At 67.9% G+C, this 22645-nt stretch carries 20 protein-coding genes and 1 pseudogene; 10 read left to right on the forward strand and 11 right to left on the reverse strand.

What is annotated here, in order from left to right; all coding sequences use genetic code 11:
- Nucleotides 1-165 precede the first annotated feature (165 nt).
- Both ABZ803_RS26710 and ABZ803_RS26715 read left to right on the forward strand, forming a co-directional pair.
- On the forward strand, nt 166-1149 hold the full coding sequence (locus ABZ803_RS26710; RefSeq protein ID WP_357043326.1) for an AraC family transcriptional regulator: 984 nt from the start codon (nt 166-168) through the stop codon (nt 1147-1149).
- A gap of 808 nt (nt 1150-1957) precedes the next feature.
- The gene (locus ABZ803_RS26715) at nt 1958-2575 is read left to right on the forward strand and encodes a hypothetical protein (protein WP_357043329.1); all 618 of its coding nucleotides are present in this window, start codon (nt 1958-1960) and stop codon (nt 2573-2575) included.
- A 152-nt stretch (nt 2576-2727) separates the two neighbouring features.
- On the opposite strand, the pseudogene ABZ803_RS26720 reads toward ABZ803_RS26715, so the two are convergent.
- A pseudogene (locus ABZ803_RS26720) lies at nt 2728-2915 on the reverse strand (DUF397 domain-containing protein).
- Nucleotides 2916-3097: 182 nt separating this feature from the next.
- On the opposite strand from ABZ803_RS26720, the gene ABZ803_RS26725 reads away from it, so the two are divergent.
- Complete coding sequence (locus ABZ803_RS26725) at nt 3098-3637, forward strand: hypothetical protein (protein ID WP_357043331.1); 540 nt, start codon at nt 3098-3100, stop codon at nt 3635-3637.
- Between the two features lie 331 nt (nt 3638-3968).
- On the opposite strand, the gene ABZ803_RS26730 is transcribed toward ABZ803_RS26725, so the two are convergent.
- The 4 genes from ABZ803_RS26730 to ABZ803_RS26745 all read right to left on the reverse strand — a co-directional run bounded on the left by ABZ803_RS26730 (nt 3969) and on the right by ABZ803_RS26745 (nt 8037).
- A complete protein-coding gene (locus ABZ803_RS26730; protein ID WP_357043333.1) occupies nt 3969-4175 on the reverse strand; it encodes a DUF397 domain-containing protein in 207 nt (68 codons plus the stop codon).
- Between the two features lie 88 nt (nt 4176-4263).
- Complete coding sequence (locus tag ABZ803_RS26735) at nt 4264-4896, reverse strand: pyridoxamine 5'-phosphate oxidase family protein (protein WP_357043460.1); 633 nt, start codon at nt 4894-4896, stop codon at nt 4264-4266.
- Nucleotides 4897-5128: 232 nt separating this feature from the next.
- Complete coding sequence (locus ABZ803_RS26740) at nt 5129-7315, reverse strand: molybdopterin-dependent oxidoreductase (protein ID WP_357043335.1); 2187 nt, start codon at nt 7313-7315, stop codon at nt 5129-5131.
- A gap of 203 nt (nt 7316-7518) precedes the next feature.
- Nucleotides 7519-8037 carry a hypothetical protein gene (locus ABZ803_RS26745; RefSeq protein WP_357043337.1) on the reverse strand — a complete coding sequence of 173 codons (519 nt, stop codon included), beginning with the start codon at nt 8035-8037 and terminating at the stop codon, nt 7519-7521.
- 292 nt (nt 8038-8329) lie between these two features.
- Here ABZ803_RS26745 and ABZ803_RS26750 point away from each other — a divergent pair, with 292 nt between their 5' ends.
- Together ABZ803_RS26750 and ABZ803_RS26755 are read left to right on the forward strand one after the other, a co-directional pair.
- Nucleotides 8330-8908 carry a DUF4282 domain-containing protein gene (locus ABZ803_RS26750; RefSeq protein WP_357043339.1) on the forward strand — a complete coding sequence of 193 codons (579 nt, stop codon included), beginning with the start codon at nt 8330-8332 and terminating at the stop codon, nt 8906-8908.
- Nucleotides 8909-9149: 241 nt separating this feature from the next.
- The gene (locus tag ABZ803_RS26755) at nt 9150-9992 is read left to right on the forward strand and encodes a helix-turn-helix transcriptional regulator (RefSeq protein ID WP_357043341.1); all 843 of its coding nucleotides are present in this window, start codon (nt 9150-9152) and stop codon (nt 9990-9992) included.
- 20 nt (nt 9993-10012) lie between these two features.
- On the opposite strand, the gene ABZ803_RS26760 is transcribed toward ABZ803_RS26755, so the two are convergent.
- Complete coding sequence (locus ABZ803_RS26760; protein ID WP_357043343.1) at nt 10013-10441, reverse strand: MarR family transcriptional regulator; 429 nt, start codon at nt 10439-10441, stop codon at nt 10013-10015.
- An 85-nt stretch (nt 10442-10526) separates the two neighbouring features.
- Here ABZ803_RS26760 and ABZ803_RS26765 point away from each other — a divergent pair, with 85 nt between their 5' ends.
- Nucleotides 10527-11993: an MFS transporter gene (locus tag ABZ803_RS26765; RefSeq protein ID WP_357043345.1), complete on the forward strand. Its 1467-nt coding sequence runs from the start codon at nt 10527-10529 to the stop codon at nt 11991-11993.
- Between the two features lie 295 nt (nt 11994-12288).
- On the opposite strand, the gene rfbC is transcribed toward ABZ803_RS26765, so the two are convergent.
- Complete coding sequence (gene rfbC, locus ABZ803_RS26770; protein WP_040864275.1) at nt 12289-12837, reverse strand: dTDP-4-dehydrorhamnose 3,5-epimerase; 549 nt, start codon at nt 12835-12837, stop codon at nt 12289-12291.
- 2 nt (nt 12838-12839) lie between these two features.
- Nucleotides 12840-13712, reverse strand: coding sequence for a glucose-1-phosphate thymidylyltransferase RfbA (gene rfbA, locus ABZ803_RS26775; RefSeq protein WP_357043347.1), 873 nt, complete (start codon nt 13710-13712; stop codon nt 12840-12842).
- A gap of 228 nt (nt 13713-13940) precedes the next feature.
- Between rfbA and ABZ803_RS26780 the strand changes: the two genes are divergently transcribed.
- Entirely contained in the window at nt 13941-14930 is a 990-nt protein-coding gene (locus ABZ803_RS26780; RefSeq protein WP_357043350.1) for an alpha/beta hydrolase, read from the forward strand.
- Nucleotides 14931-15182: 252 nt separating this feature from the next.
- Here the strand turns inward: ABZ803_RS26780 and ABZ803_RS26785 are convergent, their stop codons facing one another.
- Nucleotides 15183-15890, reverse strand: coding sequence for a hypothetical protein (locus ABZ803_RS26785; protein WP_357043352.1), 708 nt, complete (start codon nt 15888-15890; stop codon nt 15183-15185).
- A 305-nt stretch (nt 15891-16195) separates the two neighbouring features.
- On the opposite strand from ABZ803_RS26785, the gene rfbB reads away from it, so the two are divergent.
- Entirely contained in the window at nt 16196-17212 is a 1017-nt protein-coding gene (rfbB, locus tag ABZ803_RS26790) for a dTDP-glucose 4,6-dehydratase (RefSeq protein WP_357043354.1), read from the forward strand.
- A gap of 49 nt (nt 17213-17261) precedes the next feature.
- Here the strand turns inward: rfbB and ABZ803_RS26795 are convergent, their stop codons facing one another.
- On the reverse strand, nt 17262-18857 hold the full coding sequence (locus tag ABZ803_RS26795; protein ID WP_357043356.1) for a DUF2142 domain-containing protein: 1596 nt from the start codon (nt 18855-18857) through the stop codon (nt 17262-17264).
- Nucleotides 18854-19846 (reverse strand): glycosyltransferase, encoded by a 993-nt coding sequence (locus tag ABZ803_RS26800; protein WP_357043358.1) that lies wholly within the window; start codon nt 19844-19846, stop codon nt 18854-18856. Before ABZ803_RS26800 ends, ABZ803_RS26795 begins: the two co-directional genes overlap by 4 nt.
- Before the next feature lie 147 nt (nt 19847-19993).
- Here ABZ803_RS26800 and ABZ803_RS26805 point away from each other — a divergent pair, with 147 nt between their 5' ends.
- Both ABZ803_RS26805 and ABZ803_RS26810 read left to right on the forward strand, forming a co-directional pair.
- On the forward strand, nt 19994-20530 hold the full coding sequence (locus ABZ803_RS26805; RefSeq protein WP_357043360.1) for a GtrA family protein: 537 nt from the start codon (nt 19994-19996) through the stop codon (nt 20528-20530).
- Between the two features lie 134 nt (nt 20531-20664).
- Nucleotides 20665-22581 (forward strand): glycosyltransferase, encoded by a 1917-nt coding sequence (locus tag ABZ803_RS26810; RefSeq protein WP_357043362.1) that lies wholly within the window; start codon nt 20665-20667, stop codon nt 22579-22581.
- The last annotated feature ends 64 nt before the right edge of the window (nt 22582-22645 follow it).

A 22645-nucleotide genomic window follows, 5' to 3' on the forward strand; every position in this document is an offset into this window, starting at 1 on the left:
TCTTCCCGCTACGTCGAACGGGTCCCGCCGCCGGCTGCGACGCGCCGATGTTCTGGGCTGTGATCTGTACGATCGGACTCTCACGTTAGGCGTGGACCCATGCGCGCTCGACCTGATCCGTGCACGGGCCTGACGGAAGCGCGCACGCCGGTCTGGAGGATGCTCGTGTCGATCACCGAGCCATATCGCGTGGAACGAGTCGATACCGGCGCGGTCCCGCCCCGCGAGTCGGCCGACTTCTGGGCCGAGCACGTCTGTCGTAACCAGGGCACGTTGCAGTGCCGCTTCGCCAGTCCGGCGTCGTTCCGTGGCGCTACGGCCGTGCAGCGATACGCGGGCTATCAACTGATCGATTTCTGGTCCGACAGCATCGTCTACGCCAGAACCCGTGCGGACATCCGGCACGACGGCGATGAGAGCCTGCGGGTGATGATCCCGGTCGCGGGCGCATTGCGTCTTCGGCAGGACGACATCACCGCCCAGGTGGTCCCGGGGCACGGCGCGGTGGTCACCAAGACCCGTCCTGTCGAATTCCGCCAGCCCACGGCCGCGCGCGGCTGGGTGTTGAACGTCCCGGCGGGCGCGCTGCCCCTCGCGCTCGGCGCCGGACCCGCACTGATCGACCTGCGGGAAGGACTGGGATCGGTGGTCACGGGCATGATCACCGAACTCGGCAAGCAGCGCGCGGCCGTCGACGGTCCCGAGTTCGCCTCCGCCTGTGACACGATCGTCGATCTACTCGGCCTCTGCCTGCGCCGCCGCGACGCGATGCCCACCGTACTGGCCACCGTGGACACCGCGGTCCGCGATCACGTCCGCCGTCACGCCGACGACCCGAGCCTGACGCCCACCGCGATCGCGCGAAGCCTCGGCTGGTCACTGCGCCAGATCCAACTGGCCTTGCACCACACCGGTACGACACCGAGCGACCTGATCCGCGCCGAACGCCTCGACCGCGCGCACCGCCGCCTCCGCGAAGCCCCACGCGACCGCACCGTCGCCGACATCGCGTACGCCAGCGGTTTCCGCTCGCTCAGCGCCTTCGGAGCCGCGTTCAAGGCGCGGTTCGGGGTGAGTCCGCAGGAAGTACGACCGCACTTTCCCCGGGCCCCGCGACCGTCATCGGATTCGTCGTCCAGCGCTTGGTGAGCTTCAAGATCCGCTGAACACCGCACGGCCGCCCTCTGCCGCGCAGCGGGCGGCGAGTTCAGTCGTTGCCGCATTGCTGCCAAGCGTGATTCTGTCCCGAATTAATGGAACCGACGCGGAGCCGAGCGCGTCATAGATTTTGAGTGGCCATCCTGGATCACTCGTACACAGCCGGTTGGAGTCAGCGATTCTGCGATGCCAACGGCATGTGCGGCGGCTAGGGCCGAATTCGGCAAAGGGGGACTGTGTGGGATCACGTCAGTCGGAAACTCGCTGTATCACTAGGTCGTGGGTGCTGAGGGGGCTGGGTGTGGTCCTTGCGGTGCTTGCGGCGAGCATCTCGATAGTCGCACTCGCCCCCGGAAACGCTTCAGCCGGTCCGATAGTACGGCGCGGCTGCACCTGGCAAGACCCGTCGGGCTGCCGAGCACATGAGGGTATGGAGGAGCAGATGACGCTATATCAGTACGGACAGCGTGGGCTCGATGACGTTCTGGGCTCGCCGCCCGGCTCTCGCAGACTGTTGATGACGTGTAGTTCATATCGGCACATGATGGACGATCACGATGCTGATGAGGATCCGCGAAATTTTCTGCACTGTCTCGCCCTTGTCAACATGAGAGGCTCGGAGAGCCCCGGGAGCAAGCTCCCGTACGTGGTTGTCTCCTGGAGGAACTCGAAGTCCGGTGTCTCGGGGAACATTGTTTATGATCCGACGAAGAACAACGCCATGGTCACCGCTTACACGTCCGGTAATCGTGGGAATGACTGGGGAGGTTGTGCACGTGGCCAAGGGTGAGTTGCGGTCGTGGATCGGCTGTGGGCGGTGATCGGTACCGATCGAGAGATCGTGTGGCGATGGGCGATGGCGGGCCATATACCGCTCACCGCCGTGGACGATTTTCGCAGGCAGTCGCCGATCGAACGCGACTTCGTGGATGGACTGCTCCTCCGGTTGAGTGGAGCCCATCTCGATGATGGAACGTTAGATAGCTTCACTGTTCCCGTCATGCTCTACAGCCGATTCATTCGGGAGGGCTGCTGGTCGGGAGAACGAGTTCTCCCGAAGTCGGTAACCGGCGAATTGGCGCGGCTGGCCTTATCATCAGCGCCAAGCCGCCCAGTTCTTCCCGCCCAGGCGACCGAATTCATGGTCCGTATCGCGGATAACCCGCTCCCGAGAGAGGCTGCCCTCACGATTCGTGCCGCAATCTTCGCCAGCCGGATATCAGAAGATCTCGTGCACCCGATCGTTGGAGCCCAACGCTGGCCCACCCCGATGGCGGAGTACGACGAGGACTCGCCCGCTGCCGCGACGATGCGCCAGTTGCCGAGCCTCGTTGATCGCTGGCTGCACGACGTCGTGTCCCGGGACTCGATCGAAGCGGAGGTCAGGCGACTGGCAGCCGCGCACCGGTGGCGTTGACCGATCTCATCCGGCGACCGGCAAGTTCACCGAGGAGCGGAAGGCGGCGATTGACAGTCCGATCAGCTGCCGTGAACGGGTGGATGGTAGCCGCCGCGAGGCGAGACAGCCCGGCTCCCTGACGTTCACGTCGGTGGGCCGGGCCGATGCGGTCAGTGACGGTTGAATTCGCCGTGCGTCACGTCTGCGGTGAAGGTGTCCCACTCGCCAGGGGTGAACACCAGCGCGGGGGCGGTCGGTCGGGGTTCTTCGAGTCGCGAACGCCTACCATGCCTCCATCGAGATAGGCGACCTCCACGCAGTCCCCGCCTGCGGTGGCCCTGTTTTCCGTCTGCGGCACTGCCCGACGTCCGGTTCCGACGGCCGACCCGCCGGTAGAGTTCGGATGCGGGCATCGCCGAGCGCGGATCGGGCGTTGGGACGGTCGGCGAGATGAGGAGGCTCCGATCGAGACACCCCGTGCGCTTGACGGGCATACCGAGGGTGGTCAGAGCGCCGCCACCGCCCCCCGGGGGCGCGGTCTTGGCGGGAACAGTCCTCGGTGTTGCGGTTCTCTTATGCGTCCATCTGGATTGGGCGCCGTTTGCCGGTGACCCGACCGGGCCGGATCGGCTCGTCGGTTCGGTGGTCGGCGGGATGCTGCTGGGACTTTCCCTGCTGGTGTGGGCGATCAAGACGCTGTATCTGGTCGGCAGAGAGCATCGGTGGTCCTGGAAGGTCGCCGTTGTGCCAGTGGTTGTGCTCGCAGGACTGTTGATGGGGTCGGTCTTTCGGCCCGCGGGCTTCGACGCCGCACGTCCGGAGATGGAAGAAGTCGCGGTCGAGATGCTGCGCGAGACCGGGCCGAGTACCCGCCGAGATCTGAACTTCGGTGGGCTCGAGATCAGTTCGGCGCAGCGCCGGTCAGATGGTTCGGTCTACTTCTACGACGCCGATGGGTTCGTGGGCTCGACCGTCCACGGGTGGGTCTACTCGCCGAGCGCCGAGCCGGTGGGGAGCGGCACCCGTCGGTTCGAAAAGCTGTCCGGACACTGGTATTCGTTCGTCTTCGCCAGCGACTGAGGTCGCGGGCGGCGAGACAAAATCTCCTCGACGCCATCGACGACCAGCGCACCTACGGCACCACCGTCGCCGTCTCCTCGTGATCGCCAGTGGGCGTCCTGTCCGGCGAGGGTGGCACATGGTCGCGGCATTTTCCGAGAAGAGGTCTCCAGGGTGTGCCACTCGTGGGTCGACCATGATGAAGTCGCACGTTTGGGGTGGGGGGTGCGGCCTCTGCGCTGGGGCGACGTCCTATCGGGATAGCGACCCGATCGCAGAGGGCCACTGGTACGGAATCGGCCCGGCTCCTGACGTTTCGAGTCAGTGGGCCGGGCCGTGTCGGTCGATGTGGTCAGTGGCGGTGGAATTCGCCATCCGTCACGCCTGCGGTGAACGCGTCCCATTCGCCGGGGGTGAATATCAGCGCGGGGCCGGTCGGGTTCTTCGAGTCGCGTACGCCGATCGAGCCTCCGTCGAGATGCGCGATCTCTACGCAGTCGCCGCTAGGTTGGCTGTAACTACTCTTGAACCAGCTCGCGTCGGATAATTCCCTGGTCACGCGCCGTGGTGGCCTTACGGTCCCGCACCGCGCCCGCGATCAGTCGAGGAGCGACTGATGCTGGGCGCGCTGGGCCCCGTACCTACCCTTATGACCCGCTGACGAGCGACTCGGCCAGTTCGTTCTTCTCCGCCTTCGCTCCGAAGTAGTCGCCGCCCTTGGCTCGCACGTTGTCTGTGCCCCACTCACGCTGTTCGCGTGGGGCGGGGACCAGGTGCGGGATGTGCTTGCGGCAGTGGATATAGGCCTCTTCCACGCGGACCACGACCCAGTGTTCGGCTACGCGGCCCTTGTGGTTGACCGGCAGGTCGGAGACGACGTTGCGCAGGGCGTGGTCGGTGACGATGTGTGCCGAACCGTTGATGTGCAGTCCGATGAGGTCGCGCACGAAATCGAGAAGCAGTATCCCGACGTGCGCGTTCTCCAGGATATTGCCGAGGCTGGCCATGACGCCGTTGCCACGGTATTCCGGATAGGCGATCGTATGTTCATCGATGACGTGCAGAAAACCGGGCGGTCCGGCACGGAAACTCGAGTCGCATTCGCCGCTTTTGTCCGCCGTGGCGATGAACGCCATATCCATCCGGCCGATGAAATCGATCATCGTCGGGTTGAGCCGATCGAGCATCTGATCGTCGTAGAACCGCTGTGCTCGATCTTGTGTTCCGTACTGTTCCTGCAGCTCACGCTCGCCGCTGCTGCCACCGTGCATGCCGGGCATCGCCGCCCCCTCTGGTCGCCGGAATCCGGGGTCCACCAGGCTCGACATTGAACCGCGGTCGTACCGAGATCGTGTCGATTTTAGATGAGGATCGCTAGGTAAAACGTGGAAATCGGCATCCGAAATCCCGCCGATTTTCGTACGTACCAAGCATTTCGGACGATTAGCTAAAAGCCGACCGGCCGGAACTGTTTCCGGCCGGTCGGCATTTGCGGGAGTGGTTCGCGGTGTGTCAGGCCGGGGTCAGCGTGACCGGAACCCCGTTGAACACGGCGTTGCCGGAGGGCGCGTCGACCACCGAATCATCGGTGAGCACATTGGCGTTGACACCCGCGTGCGCGCGGGCCACGGTCTGGCCGCTGTCGGCGTGGCCCCACCCGTGCGGCAGGCTCACCACGCCGGGCATGATGGCCTCGGTCGGCTCCAGCGGAACCGTCAGGGTCCCGGCGGCCGACTTGACCACCGCTTGATCGCCGAGCCCCAGTCGTGCCATGTCGGCCGGATTGATGTGCAGTGTGCAGCGATTCGACCCGCTCACCAGCGGCGCGATGTTGTGCATCCAGCTGTTGTTCGACCGCAGCTGCCGCCGCCCGATCAGCACGATCTCCGGCGCCTCGTCGGCCAGGCGCGCGCGCATCCGCGCCACGTCGTCGAGCAGGGGTTGCGGAGCCAGGTCCACCCGGCCGCTCGCCGTGCGCAGGACGCCCGGCAGGCGCGGCCGCAACGGGCCGAGGTCGATGCCGTGCGGATTGTCCAGCAGCGCTTGCAGATTGAGCGTGCCGCCGTTCCATTCGCCGTACGGCCCGAGGCGCAGCATCAGGTCGATACGCTGCTCGGTGCTGTTCTCGCCGATCAGGTCGCCGCGCCGCTCGGTAAGCCCGGCCTTGTGCAGCAGGCCCGCGATGACGAGTTCGTCCATGGCGGTGAGCGGATCCATCCCGTCGGAGCCGTTGTGCGGCCTGCCGGTGAGCGCGGCGGCCAGACGCGCCAGGACGGCGGGCTCGGAGGGCCGGTCACCCAGTGGCACCAGCGGGCGCGAGTAGCGGGTGTAATTGCGCACGGCGAATTGCAACAGCGCGAAATCGTAGTGCGGGGATTGGGTGGGACGCGGGGGAGGCAGGATCACATCGGCGTGCCTGGTGGTCTCGTTCACGTAGCGGTCCACGCTCACCATGAAGTCGAGCTGGGCGAGGGCCTCGTCCAGGCGGGCGCCGCTCGGCGCGGACAGTACGGGATTGCCCGCGACCGTCACCAGGGCGCGGATCTGCCCCTCGCCGGGCGTGGTGATCTCGTCGGCGAGCGTCGCGACGGGCAGCTCGCCCATCGCCTCGGGTAGCTCGCGGACCCGGCTGGTCCAGCGCCCGGCACGGAACGGCTTGGTCCGGGGGATGCCGCCGGCGGCAGCGGTGGCGAACATCGCGCCGCCGGGGGAGTCGAGGTTGCCGGTCAGCGCGTTGATCGCGTCGACCAGCCATTGCGTGATCGTGCCGAATTCGGCGGTGCAGGTGCCGATGCGGGCGTACACCGCGGCGGTCGGCGCCGCCGCGAGCTCGCGGGCGAGCCGCACGATCGTGGACGCGGGCACACCGGTGCGGGCCGCGACCGTGTCCGGGTCGAACGCCGCGGCGGTCGCGCGCAATTCGTCCACCCCGGTGACGTCGACGCGCAGATCGGTCAATTGCTCGGCGAAGAGCGTGTGCACGATGCCGAACAGCAGGTAGGCATCGCTGCCCGGCCGGATGAACAGGTGCTCGTCGGCGAGTTTCGCGGTGCGGGTCACCCGAGGGTCGACCACCACGAAGCGGCCGCCCCTGGCGCGCAGGGCCTTCAGCCTGCCTGGGAAATCCGGTGCGGTGCACAGCGAACCGTTCGATTCCAGCGGATTGGCGCCCAGCATCAGCAGATAATCGGTGCGGTCCAGGTCGGGCACCGGCACGGTCAGCGGGTCGCCGAACATCAGCCCACTGGCCACCTGCTTGGGCATCTGGTCGGCGGTGCTGGCCGAGTAGATGTTCTTGGTGCCCAGCGCGCGCAGCAGCATCGGCACGTACAGCGTGCCGGCCACGGTGTGCGCGTTCGGATTGCCCAAGTAGGCCGCGGCCGACTGGTTCCCGTGCTCGGCCACGACGGCGGGGAACCGCGCGGCGATGTAATCGAAAGCTTCGTCCCAGGTCGCGGCGCGCCAGGCGCCGGTCGCGCGGTCGCGGATCAGTGGTTCGGTCACCCGGTCCGGGTCCTCGTCGAGATGGCCGAAGCTGGCTCCCTTGGGGCAGATGAAGCCCTTGCTGAAGGGATCGCTGCGGTCGCCGCGGACCGAGGTCACGTGGTCGTCGGCGTCCAGGGTGATGTCCAAGCCGCAGACCGCCTCACAGAGTGGGCAGGTCCGCAGCAGATTGCGCGCTTGCGTGATCGGGGCCATACCCCATCTTGTCGTCCGGCGGTGGAACTGAAAAGAGAACGCTCGATATCGGCAACGCCAAACGACCGGTACCCGGCGGCGCTCCGGGGTGGGGATCCGGAGCGTCAGGACGGATACCGGTCGCAAACAGGCCGGGTAGCGCGGCCCCGGCCCGCGATCAGCAGGTTCATCCGATCAGGGAGGCGTTGCTCAGCAGGCGATGGTCAGCAGGCGATGGTCAGCTTGGTGCGGCGCGCGGAGGTGGCGGCGCGCACGGCTGCGGCGAGGGCGACGACCGGCGGCACCCAACGCGCCTCGGCGGGAGCGACGCCCCAGCAGGCCGAGCCGGCCGAGAGCTGGGTGGGCGGCAGCGGGATGCCGGCGCCGTCGGAGTACACGGTGGCCCCGGCCTCGCGCAGCGCCTGCAACGCCATCGCGGCCTTGCGGACGCCGGTGACCAGGTGGATCTCGCGACGCTCCGGGCCGGGGATCTCGATCACCGCGCCGGACAGGTTGTTCGCGCGCAGGAAGCGGCGGACCTCGCCGGCCAGTTCGCCGGTGACCTCGATGCCGGACAGGTCGTCGTCGGTGATCAGGCTCAGACCGTTGGCCGTTTCGGCGACCGTCCACCCGCGCTGGTTGTAGTCCTGCGCAGCGGCGGTCAGTTCGGCCGCCGTGACGGAAGTCGGAAACGTGGTGCGCACTGTCTTCTCCATTCCCCGGTAGATCTTTGGGTCCTGCATTCATGGGTCGTATCGGCGGGGGCCGCCACGGGCGTTACGCGTTCTCCGAGAAAATTTCCGGAGTGTCGCCTACGTCTCATTTCCGAGAGGTTCGTACGCGTCTCGCCGGGCATCCCGAGGTGGCTCGCCATGGTTGCCACGCAGCTACTTTCGACCCCGGACCTGGCCACTCGCTGCGCCGGAGCTGTGAGGTCGCTGTGGATGCCCCCCTGGGAGTCGCGGGTGCGAAAACATACCGGTGGCGTGCGTTTCCGGCTGGATCGGAGCGCCCCGGGCAAGGAGGATTCTCGGCATGAGTGACGAACCCCACGGCGCCGGAGCGCCCGCGGACCGCGTAACCGCGGACGTCGAGGAGTACGAGGCCGAGTCGCGCTGGCTCACGTGGAAGGAGTCGGCGGCCAAGCGGCTCGCCGGGGCCGCCTCCGACGAAGAGGAACCCGCCGAGCCGTTCCGCAGTCCCCGCGCGTTCGCGCAGTGGAGCGCCGCCGCCGCGCGCGCCCTGCTCGATGTGCAGTTTCACCGCCCGGCCACCCGCACGCTCTTGCCGCTGGCCTACATCCTGGGGCTGGTGTTCGCCTTCGCCGTGCCGATCACGCTGACGGTGGCGGCGTGGCGGGTGTCCGCGGCGCTCGGCGTGCTCGCCGCGCTGCTGGGCGTCCCGCTCGGCCTCACCATCGCGGCCGCCGTCCGCCTGATGCTCGAGTTCCTGGTGAACGCCGCGCGCCTGGCGACGAGGGTGGAGCACATCAGCGAGCTGGCCGACGACCTGTTCCAGGCGTTGTCGGACGTGGCCGAGCCGGTCAATCAGTTGTCCGAAGACGTTCGAGCGGTGCAGTTCTGGCGCTTCCGCAAGCGCACCCCGCGCAGGTAGGGACGAAAACGCGGCGTACGGAAGTGGTTTGACTCGCGCAAGCCATCGGCCTGGCTGAGACGCGCGCCGTGACCGCTGTGAGTTTCACTGTGAACAATGCTGTTCGGATACCCGGCACATCCACCACGGGTCTCCGGAGAGGGCGCGCCGCGCCGCAGGCCGCGCGAACGCACGGTGCGGGCGGTGTGCGGCTGGACAGGGGGGAAGCATGGCCTTACCACAGGGAACGACCGGATCGACGATGCCGCGACGGCAGCTCGGCAGGCATTTGCGCGATCTGCGCACCCGTGCCGGGATGACCACGCGGGTGGCCGCGCAGCAGCTGGAGTGGTCGGAGGCGAAGATCTGGCGAATCGAGACCGGCCAGACCTCGCTGCGTGGTCTCGATGTCGAGGCGATGTGCAAGGTCTACGGCGCGCCGCCCGACTTGGTCGACCCGCTGCGCGCGCTGGCGCGCGACACGAAGGCCAAAGGCTGGTGGACCGCCTACGGCGACGTGATCCCGGAGGGCTTCGACGTCTACATCGGGCTGGAAGAGGCGGCCACCCGGCTGTTCACCTACGAGAGCGAGCTCGTCCCCGGGCTGCTACAGACGGAGGGCTACACCCGCGCGGTGTTCACTGCGGCGCACCCGGAGTTGTCCGCGGGTGAGATCGACCGCAGGGTGCGGTTGCGCCAGGCCAGGCAGGCGCTGGTCACCCGCGCCGCCGCGCCGCTGCGGGTGGACGCGCTGATCGACGAGGCCGTCTTGGGACGGCGCATCGGCGACCCGGAGGTCACCGCGGGGCAGCTGGACCACCTGCTGCGCATGACCGAACTGCCGAACGTCCGGCTCCGGGTGGTGCCCACCGAGTGCGGTTACCACGACGGCATGACGTCGGGCCGGTTCGTGCTGCTGGAATTCCCCGAGGTGGGCTCCGGCGGGCCGTCCGAACCGCCGGTGGTCTACCTGGAGGCGTTCACCGGGCCGCACTACGTGGACAAAGAACACGAGATCGCGCGCTTCCGGACGGCCTTCGCGAGCATCGAGGCGGCGGCGGTCGACGCGCGAGCACGCATCGAAGACGCCCGGAAATCGCTCTGACCAGGCCTATCCGGCGCTGATCAGCACTTCGGCGGCCCCGGCACGTCCCAGGTGTCGCGCAAGACCTCCCGGTGGGTGGGCAGGGCCTGCTCGTAGACCTCGCGGCCCTTCTCGGTGAGGCACACGAACACGGCGCGGCGGTCTTGCGCGCACATGGTGCGCTGGACGAGACCGTCGCGCTCCAGCCGGGCCACCGCCCGCGAGAGCGCGCTCTGACTGAGGTGGATGTCGTTGGCCAGGTCGCTCATGCGGTAGTCGCCGCAGTTAGCGTCCACCAGCCGGTCCAGCGTCTCGAATTCGCTGAGCCCGATGTGATGCCCGTTCTGCAGCGCCTTCTCGAGTGCGCAACTCACCGCCGCGTGCCGGTCGAGCAGCTCGCGCCACTCGGCAACCAGCCCGGCTGGCGCGGGAGCGCGCCGGACTGTGCTCACGGTGGTCGGCTTCGACATGGCCCCATCTTAGTGGGCCCGGCTAGTGTATGCAACCGCATTAAATGTGTTGGCATTTAATGCACGCGCATGTAATGTTCCCCGCATGACTTCACCAGCGACGCTCTCGGCCGCTCAGGCGACCGATCCGGCCAGATGGTCAGCCCGGCTCTGGGGCATGCTGATCACGCTGTGCATCGTGTTGTTCCTCGACGGCCTCGACGTTTCGATGATCGGTGTCGCACTGCCGTCCATCGGCGCGGAACTCGATCTGTCCACCTCGACCCTGCAATGGCTGGTCAGCGGCTACGTGCTCGGCTACGGCGGGCTGCTGCTGCTCGGCGGCCGCACCGCCGACCTGCTCGGACGCCGCAAGGTCTTCCTGATCGCCCTCGCGGTCTTCGCGGTCGCGTCGCTGGCCGGCGGTCTGGTCAGTTCGGGTCCGCTGCTGATCCTCACCCGCTTCGTCAAGGGCCTCGCCGCCGCGTTCACCGCGCCGACCGGCTTGTCCATCATCACCACGAACTTCGCCGAGGGCCCCGCCCGGAACAAGGCGCTGTCCATCTACACGGTGTTCGGCGCGGGCGGCTACTCCATGGGCCTGCTGTTCGGCGGCCTGATGACCGGCGTCGGCTGGCGCTGGACCTTCCTGCTGCCGGTGCCGATCGCGCTCGCCGCGCTGGTCTCGGCGTACGTGCTGGTGCCCAAGGACAAGCCCGCCGAGGAAGGCGGTCACGACCTGCTGGGTGCGCTGCTGTCCACCACCGCCATGCTGCTGCTGGTCTACACCGTGGTGGCCGCGCCGGAAGCCGGCTGGGCGTCGGCGCGCACCATCGGCTCGTTCGTCGCGGTCGTCGCGCTGTTCGCCGGGTTCGTCGCGGTGGAGAAGCGAGTGCGCTACCCGCTGGTCCGCCTCGGCATCCTGCGCAAGTCCTCGCTGGTCCGCGCCAGTCTCGCGATCGTCGCGGTGGCGGGTTCGTACTTCAGCTGGCAGTTCATCGTGACCCTGTACATGCAGGACACCCTCGACTGGTCCCCGCTGAAGCTGGCGATGGCGCTGCTGCCGGTCGGTCTGCTGGTGGTGCTGTCGGCGTTCTTCTCCGACAAGCTGGTGGATCGTTTCGGCACCGGGCCGGTGATCGCGGTGACCATGGTCGTGATGGCCGTCGGTTACCTGCTGTTCCTGCGGCTGGACACCGCCCCCTCCTACCTGACGATGCTGCTGCCCGCGGTGCTGCTCATCGGCATCGGCTGGGTGGGCTTCCCCGCCATCAACATCCAGGCCACCAACGGCATCGAGGACGAGGAGCAGGGTCTCGCGGCCGGCGTGCTGCAAACCTCCATGCAGGTCGGCGCGGCCATCGTGCTCGCAGTGACCACCGCGATCATCTCCTCCGGCGCACACGCCGACATCTCGGCCGCCGGGATGCTCGACACCTACCGTCCCGGTCTGGAGTTCGCCGCGGGCGTGTCCATCGTCGGAGCGCTCGTCGCTCTGCTCGCCTTCGCGCCGCGATTCCGGGCCCGGGAGCGGGTGGTGGACGAGTCGAAGGAACTGGAACTCGTCGGCTGAGCGCCGCCCGGACGCCGAGCGCCGTCACCTCGCACCGGGGTGTCGGCGCTCGGCGTTATTCGGCTTTCCGCCTCCGCTCGGCCCGGCGCGGGTTCCGACAGGACGGCGCCCGGGTTCGCCCCGGCAGGGCTGCCTCGCCTCGCTCGCCTGCCATGGGCTGCCCGGGACTCGTCTCGAAGGTGGCCGCCCAGCCCGCGTGGCGCGGGCACCCGCCGGACCGGGTCCGCTGTGCCTCGAGCGGCCGCCGCACCCTTGCTCGGCCGGTGCGAGGGGTATCCGGCCGAGCTTGTGCGGATCAGGAGAACGGCGGGGCCGCGGTATCTTTCGCCGAACGGACGAAGGTGAGTTCGCTGCCGTCCCGCCCCACGCGCGGCCATTCGATGCCCAGCGTCGGATCGAACGCGTCCATGTCGTGGTCGAACTCCGGCTGGTACTCCAGTGAGCACAGGTAGGTGACGGTCGATCCGTCCTCCAGCGACAGGATCGCGTGGCCGAGTCCTTCGGACAGGAACACCGAGCGCCGGTCGACGTCGTCGAGCAGCACGCTGTCCCAGCGGCCGTAGGTCGGCGAGCCGGGGCGCAGGTCGACCACCACGTCGAGGAACGCGCCGCGCACGCAGGTCACGTACTTGGCCTGGCCCGGCGGGTCCTCGGTGTAGTGGATGCCGCGCAGCACCCCGGCCGCCGACACCGAGCAGTTCACCTGCCGCAGGTCGAACGGGCGCCCGGTCGCCTTCTCGAACTCCGAGGCCTTGAAGCCCTCGAGGAACATGCCGCGATCGTCGCCGTGCTGGCGAGGCGTGACCACCCACGCGCCCGGCACCGCGAGCTCTCGGAACTCCATGCTCACCAGTCCCGTCCGCGTTCGAGCAGATCGAGCAGGTAGCGGCCGTAACCGGAGCGGATCATCGGTTCGGCCAGTCGGCACAGCTGCTCGTCGTCGATGAAGCCCATCCGCCAGGCCACCTCTTCGGGGACGCCGATCTTGAGGCCCTGTCGCTCTTCGATGGTGCGCACGTAGTTGGCCGCGTCCAGCAGGGAATCGAAGGTGCCGGTGTCCAGCCACGCGGTGCCGCGGGCGAGTACGTCCACGCTCAGGCGATCCTGTTCCAGGTAGGCGCGATTGATGTCGGTGATCTCGTATTCGCCGCGCGCGGAGGGTCGCAGCGACCGGGCGATCTCCACCACGTCGTTGTCGTAGAAGTACAGGCCCGGAATGGCGTAGTTCGACCGCGGCGTCTTCGGCTTCTCCTCGATGGACACCGCTCGCCCCTCGGTGAACTCCACCACGCCGTAGGCGGTGGGATCGGAGACCCAGTAGGCGAACACCGCGCCGCCGTCGATCCCGTGGAAGCGATTCAGGCTGGTGCCGAGGCCGGGGCCGTGAAAGATGTTGTCGCCGAGCACCAGTGCGGCGCAATCCGTGCCGATATGGTCGGCGCCGAGGACGAAGGCCCTGGCCAGGCCGTCCGGCTCGGGCTGCACCACGTAGTCGAGCGACAGGCCGAACTGCGTGCCGTCGCCGAGCAGCCGCCGGAACGCCGCGGCGTCATCGGGTGTCGTGATCACCAGGATGTCCCTGATCCCCGCGAGCATGAGCGTGGAAAGGGGGTAGTAGACCATGGGTTTGTCGTAGACCGGGACCAGCTGCTTGCTCACCCCGCGCGTGATCGGGTGCAACCGGGAGCCGGTGCCGCCCGCCAAGATGATTCCGCGCATGCATGGAGTCTGCCAGTTTCACGACGCCGGGATTCGGTGAGGTTCCGAGTAGTCCTCGATTCGGTCACGGTTGTTTCGCCGCGGCGCGGATCGAGCGATTCTGTTGCGTAGGTCACGATGCGCATGGTGTTCTGAAAAGACACCGCGTGAGATGTCAGCGCCGACAGCTCGCCTGGGCGACCTCGGTCCGGTCGTGATTCGGCGCACCAGTTGTGAGGTAGGTGCGCGATGGCGACCAGAGACGGCGAGCCCGGCGTGGTGATGAACCCGAAGGGCCCCAGTGCGCAATCGCGGCTGCTGCTGGCCACCTGTATGGGCGTGGTCCGGCCGGTGCTGCGAACCTTCCCGGTCACCAGGACGACCATTCCTCTCGGCGCCGCCACCGTCGACGGGCTGGCGCGGTTGCGTCCTCGGCCGCAGGGCATCGATCGGGAGCAGGTGTCGCTGCACGGTCTTCGCCTGGAGATCATCCGCCCGGCCGGTGCGTCGCGTGCGCTGCGCCACGGCGCGGTGCTCTATATGCACGGCGGCGGCTTCGCCATCTGCAGTACCCGCAGCCACCGCCCGATCGCGGCCAGCCTGGCCCGCCGTACCGGTCTGCCCGTGATCAACGTCGAGTACCGCCAACTGCCCGGCACGCGGATCACCGACTCGGTGCGCGACTGCCTCGCCGCGTATCGCTGGCTGCTGCGGCACGGCGCCGATCCGGGGCGGATCATCTTCGCGGGCGACTCGGCGGGCGGATACCTCACCTTCGCGACCGCGCTGCTCGCCCTGGAATCGGGTCTGCCCGCGCCCGCCGGGTTGGTCGGCTTGAGCCCGCTGCTCGACCTGGACTACGGGGCGAAGCGCGACTATGTGAATGTGACGCGCGATCCGTACATCCCGCTGTCGGCGCTGGAAGCGGTGGTGCGCATCGGCGCGGAGATCGACGGGGCGCTCGATCCGAGTCTGTCGCCGGTCAACGCGGTGCTGTCCGCGCTGCCCCCGGTGCTGCTGATCGCCGCCGAGGACGAGGTGCTGCGCTTCGACTCCGAATTGATGGCACAGCGGCTCACCGCAGCGGGCGTGCCGAACGCGCTGGAACTGTGGCGCGGTCAGGTGCACGCCTTCATGAGCATCGCGCCGGGCCTGCCGGAGAGCAGGGCGGCGCTGGCGCGGGTCTCGCGGTTCGTGCGGGCCCGCATCGAGGACGACCAGCAGGCACGGACGGCTTGACCGCCCGGCCTTTCGAGGCGAGCCTCGCCCCGCATCTCAGACGGGACGGGGCTCGCGTCCTGTCCGGAGTGCTGCGCCGCACCGGCCGCGATTGCTTCCGGATCGAAGTTATCTGTCCTTGATCAGGGGATAATTTTTCTTTTTGTTCAGCATTTGTTCATCTTCCGGCCGTCATCGGAAAAAGCGAAGCCCCGTCCACGCGGTCACGCGGACGGGGCTTCGCTGATTTTCAGTTGGACGTTCGTTCGCGAATTACTTCGGCGCGTTGAACGGCTGGTTGATGGTGCTGAAGTACTGGATCGCAGCACCGATCGCGACCGGGGCGGTGACCAGCAGCTGGCCCGCGAGGGTGCCGAGGGCGCCGACGGCGATGATGCCGCCGAGGCAGCCGATGGCGGCGGCCGGGATGAACGCGCCGAACAGGCCGATGATGGCCGCCGAGGCGACGGTGGCGCCGGCGATGCCGCCGAGCACGCAGCCGACTGCGGCGCCGCTGAGGCCACCGACCAGGGTGCCGATGGTGGCGCCGGTCGAGATGGTGTCCTTCATGCGGTTGAAGGCGGCCGTCTCACGGTCGTACTCGGTCTTCCACGGCGCCTTGTCCTCGAAGGGGAGGGCGACCGGCTTGTAGGTCGCGTGCGCCATGTCGAACTGGGGGGTAAGGGTGGCGGTCCGGTCCGCGATCTCGGCAGCGATCGGGAACTCGAAGTCGTCGACCCGGAAGGTCAGCGGCATGCCGGTCAGCACGTCGCCGTTGGCGGCCTTGACCTTGAAGGTGCCATCCTCGACGACCATGGAACCGGCGTCGGTCGTGATGATGGACTGGGTGTCGGTCGCGTGGGCGGTGAAGTTCACCGCGCCATCGGCCTCGGGGGCCGGAGCCGCGTTCACGGTGCCGGCGGTGATGCCGAGAGCGGCGATCAGCAGTGCCGACGTCGCGGCGAATTTCCTCATCAGCATTTTGTTTCGAACCTCGATTGGAACGTTCGGAGGGGACTAGACGAGCAAAATCTAGACCAGCTAACGCGTGGTGAACCGCTTGTGACTGTTTATTCAAATTTTGTTCACCACCGAGACCCACGGCTCGGTGGGGTCTCGGAAATGTGGGCGCTGACCGGGGTTTTCCGGAACAAAACAATCCGAGAATTCCATTCGCTGGGAAGTCAATGAGACGAACGTCACAGTTCGAAATACCGGAGTGGCCTCGGCCGCACCGGGTTTCGAGTCCTTCGCCGGTTCGGCGCGGCCCCACGTACAGTCATGGGGTGCGATTGCTCGTCACCGGCGGCGCCGGGTTCATCGGCGCGAACTTCGTCCAGCAGACCGTGTCCGACCACCCGGACGCGACCGTCGTCGTCCTCGACGCCTTGACCTACGCCGGGAACCGGGCCTCGCTCGACCCGGTGGCCGACCGCATCCGCTTCGTGCACGGTGACATCGCCGACCTCGATCTGGTCGACGAACTGGTCGGTGGGGTCGACGCGGTGGTGCACTTCGCCGCGGAATCACACAACGACAACTCTCTCGCCGAGCCGTGGCCGTTCGTGCAGACGAATATCGTCGGCACTTATGCCCTGCTGCAAGCCGTGCGCAGGCACGACGTGCGCTACCACCACGTGTCGACCGACGAGGTCTACGGCGACCTGGCCCCCGACGACCCGGCCTTCACCGAGACCACCCCGTACAACCCGTCCAGCCCCTACTCGGCCACCAAGGCCTCCAGTGATCTGCTGGTACGCGCGTGGACCCGTTCGTTCGGCGTGCGCGCTACCATCTCCAACTGCAGTAACAACTACGGGCCCTACCAGCACGTGGAGAAATTCATCCCGCGCCAGATCACCAACTTGATCGATGGGGTGCGCCCCCGGCTCTACGGAGCGGGGCACCAGGTGCGCGACTGGATTCACGTCGAGGACCACAACCGCGCCGTGTGGGAGATCCTGCGCCACGGCCGGATCGGGCAGACCTACCTGATCGGCGCCGACGGCCAACTCGACAACAAGTCCGTGGTGCGGATGATCCTCGCCGAGTTCGACCGCGATCCCGACGATTTCGATCACGTCACCGACCGGCCCGGCCACGACCAGCGCTACGCGATCGACGCGACGTTGCTGCGTTCCGAACTCGGTTGGCGGCCCCGCTACGCGGACTTCCGCGCCGGCCTCGCGGCGACCATCCGGTGGTATCGGGACAACGAGTCCTGGTGGCGCCCATACAAGGCGGCCACCGAGCAGGCCTACAGCGCGGCGGGGGAGCGGACGCTCAGCGCGACGGGCGACTGAAACGACAACGGCGCCCCGGGGACCAGCCCCGAGGCGCCGCGATCGATGTTCAGCCCCAGACGATGGTGTAGTACTTCGCCGCCGCGGCGATCAGCGCCACACTGGACGCCACCAGCACGGTGACGGCCGGGCCCACCGACGGGGTCTTGCCCGTCGAATCGGTGAGCCGCAGCGGCATCCAGCGCAGCAGCACCGCGAGCGTCACGATCGCCAGCGGCACGAAGTAGCGGCCCTGCACGCCATCGATGATGTAGTAGCCGACCGGCGTGAACGACATGTACAGCGTCACGTAGATCATCGCGACGCTGGCGGCCATGGTGAGCGCGACGATCAGGGTGCGGCGGAAGGCCGGGGCCGTCGTCCGTTCGGCGATGCCGAGACTCACCGCGAACGCCAGCAGACAGGCCAGCATCGACAGGGCGGGCACGTCGACGTAGGCGAAGCCGAGTTCGCCGAAGAACTGGCTGAACCAGCGCTGGTCGCGCAGCGCGATGCTCTCGCCGAACACGTGCGCGAATTCCGGTGGGTCGCGCAGGATGCCGCTGAGCTGATCGCCGGGACGCACCGAATGCCACTGGTGCGGCCGCCGCATCAGGCCCATCCCGTCCCCGGTCGGAGCCGCGATCTTCATCCACACCGCGAAGGCGAGCGCGCCGAGCGCGGCGAAGATCCACGGGATCCCGCGCCGCGGGCCGGTGAAACCGAAGCGCTCGGCGGGCACCAAGGCCACCAGCAATGCCAGCAGCACATAGGTGGGCTTGCTCACCGGCAGCAGGATCGTCGCGGCCAGCAGCGCGCCGATCTCCACCCGGCCCAGTCGCTCGCCGAGGAACATGGCCTTCACCAGCAGCGCGGAGACCAGGATGGCCAGCGCGTTGGTCATGGTGTCGGCGGTGACCGTGCCCGCCTGGAACACCGCGATCGGCAGCACGGCGACGGTGAACGCCAGCCACTGCACCCGGTGCGCGCGCAGGGCGTACAGGCCGAACCCGACCACCGCGAGGTAGGCCACCAGCCCGGCCAGACGGGTGAGCAGCAGCAGGCCGCCCACATCGAGCCCGAAGAGTTCGCCGAGGCGGATGCCGATGGCGGCGGGAATGTAGGGGACCGGGGAGTAGGCGGCGGTGTTGGTGAACCAGACCGGTTCGGTGGCATCCGACACCGCGGCGCTCGTCAACCGGTCGTAGCGGGCCGGATCGCCCACCATCGGATCCGGCTCGTCCGGGTTGGTGGTGTAGTCCTGCAACGCGTAGCCCATCAGCACGGTGATGCTGGACGGGATGTCGCCGCCGTAGGCGATGCCGCGATCGTCGTGGATCCGCTGAGGCAGGAAACCGCCGTGCGCGACCTGGTAGGCGCGGCCGAACTGGGTGATCTCGTCATGACCCCAGAACGGCGGGGTGAGGACGGTGAACAGCGCGCCGAAGATCGTCGCCAGCAGGGTGAAGGCGATCGTCGCTGCGCCCAGCCGGGCCACCATGCGGCCTGCGAAGCCTTGCGGGCCCCGGTCCGTGCCGGAAGCAGTCTCCGCCTCGGCGTCGACGGCGGGTAGCGGCGCGGTGTCGGTCGCGGGTAGTGGTGCGGTGTCCGTCGGCTCGTCCAGATCCTTGTCCGGCGTCGAGGTGGGATCCGCCTTGGTCGTCAACGCCCGGCTCCGGCGTCACGGGTGGCAGCGCCGGCGCCGGTGATCCTCGGGTCGTCCGCGCCCACCGCGGTGTAGCGCAGGTAGACCAGGCGCGCGGCCTCGTGGCGGGAGCGGCGGATGCCGTCGAGGATGAGGCCCGCCGTCCAGGCGAGGCTGCCCAGCAGCAGCAGGGTGAAGGCGAGGAACAGCGTCGGGAACCGGGGCACCGTGTGGGTGTTGTAGAACTCGACGATTATCGGAATGGTCAGGACGATCGAGACCAGCCAGCTCAACGTGCCGAACAGGCCGTAGAACGCCACCGGCCGCTCGTGCCGGGCCAGCCCGATGATCAGGGCGAGGATCTTGAACCCGTCGTGATAGGTGCGCAGCTTGCTCTCGCTGCCCGCCGGACGATCGCGGAAGCCGACCGGCACCGCTGTCTGCGGCACCCGCAGGTGCAGCGAATGCACGGTGAGTTCGGTCTCGATCTCGAACTCCCGGGACACCGCGGGGAAGCTCTTCACGAAACGACGGGAGAACACCCGGAAGCCGGAGAGCATGTCCTCGACGTTCTCTCCGAACACCTTCCCGACCACGCCGTTGAGCACCCTGTTGCCGGTCTCGTGGCCCGCGCGGTAGGCGGAGGCGCCCTCGTCCTGCTTGCGCACGCCGAGCACGTGATCGTAGGGGCCGTCCAGCAGCGTCTTGATCATCAGCGGCGCGGCCGACGCCTCGTAGGTGTCGTCGCCGTCGACCATCAGGTACACGTCGGCTTCGATATCGGCGAAGGCGCGGCGCACCACATTGCCCTTGCCCTTGGTGTGCTCGTGCCGCACGATCGCTCCGGCCTCCCGGGCGCGCTCGGCGGTGGCGTCCGTACTCAGATTGTCGTAGACGTAGACGACGATTCCCGGCACGGCGGCCTGCAGATCGGCCACGACCTTGGCGACCGAGGCCTCTTCGTTGTGACACGGAACCACGGCGGCAATACGGAGCTCGGTGGAGTCCACCCGGGTCAATCCTCGCGATCGGTGGTGAATGTGGGAACACGGGGAGGGTACAGGGAACTCACAGCTTGTGCGTGGCCGACCTCACCGTGCGCGGGAGCCGATTTTCCCGTCGCGGGCGGTTGCCCGAGGCTGCGGTACCGTCGGGCCGTGCCATCCAGTGAGTCCACCGCACCCGCGGGCCAGCCAGTGACGCCGGAGACCGCGACGGTCGTGCGCAAGGTGCTCACCGCGCTGCGCAGAGGCGGGGCGTTCCTGGTGGTCGGCGCGATCGGCTTCCTGGTGGACGCGGGCACGTACAACCTCCTGGTCTTCTGGGGCGGCGAGGGCGTGCTGTATCACTACCCGCTTCCGGCCAAGATCATCGCGATCGCGGTGGCGACGGTGGTGACCTACTTCGGCAACAAATGGTGGACTTTCGCGCACAAGCAAACCGACAATCCCGGACGCGAGTACCTCCTGTACGCCGTGTTCAACGTCGCCGCGATCGGCCTGCAACTGGGCTGTCTCGGCTTCTCCCGCTACGTGCTCGACCTGTCCAGCCCGCTGTCGGACAACATCTCCGGTACGTTGATCGGGCAGATCGTGGCCGTGGTGTTCCGGTTCTGGGCTTACGACAAATTCGTCTTCACCGGGGCGCGGGCGGGCACGAGCGGCGCTACCGACAACGAATCGGCGAACGTTTAGCAATGGTTCGAGTACACGTCGGCATGGCTGTACGGCGGGCAAGCGCACAGGGCGGTTGATATCCTCACCCCCGCCGTGAGGCATCGAGGGGCGTGTCTGTCCCGTCCGGCACAATGAGAAATTTCGAGGATTTCATGGATCAGTCGGCTATCGAGGCCGTTACCGAAACAAACGATCGCTCGACGGCCGCTGAGGCGCCTGCCGCGCTGCGCGCCGACCATCGGGCGCCGGACCGGCTCGTGCTCCAGCGCGGCATCTTCACCGGTCCGTCGGCGAAGGTGAGCGACGAGCTGTATGCCGTCGTGAAAGGCGGCGCGCACCGGGAACGCCAGACCCTGCGGTTGGACAAGGGCGCGACCGCGCACACGAACACCTATTTCGGCCGGTTCGCCGCCAGCTACTGGCAGCGCTGGACCACGGTCACCGAAGTGCGGGCGACCATGGTGCTCGAGGTGGTCGCCAAGGCGAGGATTCGGCTGGTGGCCTCCGACATCGCGGGGCATCGCCGGATCATCGACACCGCGCGGGTCGACGCGAGCGGTTCGGTCACGCTGACCGCCCCGCTCGACCAGTACGTCGACGGCGGCGCGCTGTGGCTGGAGTTCGACGCCATCGGCGGCGCGCTCGGCATCGCGGAGCTGAGCTGGACCGCCGTCGCGCCGGAGCGTGTTCGCCCGGTCGCCATCGCGATCTGCACCTTCAACCGCGCGGCCGACTGCGCCGAGACGGTCGCGGCGCTCGCCTCCGACCCGACCGTGCTCGCCGCGATCGACGCGGTGTACGTGGTCGACCAGGGCACCGATCTGGTCGAGAACCGGCCGCGCTACCAGGAGGTCGCACCGGTGCTCGGCGAGAAGCTGCGCTACCTGCGCCAGCCGAATCTCGGCGGCGCGGGTGGTTTCACCCGCGGGCTCTACGAGGTGTCGGCGGTCAACGAGCACGCCGACGTCATCCTGATGGACGACGACATCCTGTGCGAGCCGGAGACGGTGCTGCGGCTGAACGCGTTCGCCAACCTGACGGTCGAGCCGACCCTGGTCGGCGCGCAGATGCTGTTCCTGCTCAACCCCGACTACCTCAACGTCGGCGCGGAGGAGGTGCACCTGAACCGGCTGCGGCACGGCCAGAAGGTGCCGAAGGCGCTGCGCAACACCAGCATGTTGAAGAAGAACCAGGAGCGCCGCGTCGACGCGGGCTACAACGCCTGGTGGACCTGCCTGATCCCGGCCGAGGTGGTCGCGAAGATCGGGCTGCCGATCCCGATCTTCTTCCAGTGGGACGACGTGGAATACGGCGTCCGGGCGCGCGAGCACGGTTTCGTCACCGTCACGCTGCCCAACGCCGCGGTCTGGCACGCGGACTTCTACTGGAAGGACTACGACGACTGGGCGCGCTACTTCAGTACCCGCAACTCACTGATCGTCGGCTCGATGCACACGGAGCTGGACGGTAAGGAGATCAGCCGCAAGCTGTTCCGGGAGATGTCCGAGCAGCTGGTCGCGATGCAGTACGGCCTGGTGCACACCACCTTGCAGGGCATCGAGGACTTCCTGAAGGGCCCGAAGGTGCTGCGGGACGGCGGTATCGAAGCGCTGGCCGCCGCGCGCACGAGCCGGGCGGACTACGCCGAGACGATCAAGCACCCGGCCGCGACGCCGCCGGTGCGCTCGGCCGACATCCAATTGCGCCGTGCGGGTGGCGAACCCAGTCGCGTGCTGCTGGTGCTGATCAAGCGCGCGATCAATCAGTGGCTCGGCCGTACCCAGCACGGCATCATCGGCGTCACCAGGGAAGACGCCTACTGGTGGCATGTCTCGCTGTTCGACCACGTAGTGGTCACCGACGCCTCGCAGTCCGGTGTCCGGGTGCGCAGGCGCGACAAGGCCCGCGCGCTTCAGTTGCTGCGCCGGATGGTGCGCGTGCTGCGTCGTCTGCGGCGGGAACTGCCCGCCTTGCAGGCGCAGTACCGCGCCGCCATGCCGGAACTGACCAGCCGGGAGAACTGGGAGCGGCTGTACGGGATCGAGGGGCCCGCCACTCCTCGCACGTAGGCCGGAGACCGGGCGCCCCCCGAAGCCGCGAACGGCCTCGGGAGCGCCCGGCACTCTTCACGAG

The sequence above is a fragment of the Nocardia sp. NPDC047648 genome, assembly GCF_040642815.1.
Classification (GTDB): Bacteria; Actinomycetota; Actinomycetes; order Mycobacteriales; family Mycobacteriaceae; genus Nocardia; species Nocardia gamkensis.

Coding starts and splice junctions, on each gene's coding strand:
- ABZ803_RS26735 (WP_357043460.1), bottom strand. CDS start 4,896: ATGCCCGGCATGCACGGTGGCAGCAGCGGCGAGCGTGAGCTGCAGGAA.
- ABZ803_RS26740 (WP_357043335.1), bottom strand. CDS start 7,315: ATGGCCCCGATCACGCAAGCGCGCAATCTGCTGCGGACCTGCCCACTC.
- ABZ803_RS26745 (WP_357043337.1), bottom strand. CDS start 8,037: ATGCAGGACCCAAAGATCTACCGGGGAATGGAGAAGACAGTGCGCACC.
- ABZ803_RS26750 (WP_357043339.1), top strand. CDS start 8,330: ATGAGTGACGAACCCCACGGCGCCGGAGCGCCCGCGGACCGCGTAACC.
- ABZ803_RS26755 (WP_357043341.1), top strand. CDS start 9,150: ATGCCGCGACGGCAGCTCGGCAGGCATTTGCGCGATCTGCGCACCCGT.
- ABZ803_RS26760 (WP_357043343.1), bottom strand. CDS start 10,441: ATGTCGAAGCCGACCACCGTGAGCACAGTCCGGCGCGCTCCCGCGCCA.
- ABZ803_RS26765 (WP_357043345.1), top strand. CDS start 10,527: ATGACTTCACCAGCGACGCTCTCGGCCGCTCAGGCGACCGATCCGGCC.
- rfbC (WP_040864275.1), bottom strand. CDS start 12,837: ATGGAGTTCCGAGAGCTCGCGGTGCCGGGCGCGTGGGTGGTCACGCCT.
- rfbA (WP_357043347.1), bottom strand. CDS start 13,712: ATGCGCGGAATCATCTTGGCGGGCGGCACCGGCTCCCGGTTGCACCCG.
- ABZ803_RS26780 (WP_357043350.1), top strand. CDS start 13,941: ATGGCGACCAGAGACGGCGAGCCCGGCGTGGTGATGAACCCGAAGGGC.
- ABZ803_RS26785 (WP_357043352.1), bottom strand. CDS start 15,890: ATGCTGATGAGGAAATTCGCCGCGACGTCGGCACTGCTGATCGCCGCT.
- ABZ803_RS26810 (WP_357043362.1), top strand. CDS start 20,665: ATGGATCAGTCGGCTATCGAGGCCGTTACCGAAACAAACGATCGCTCG.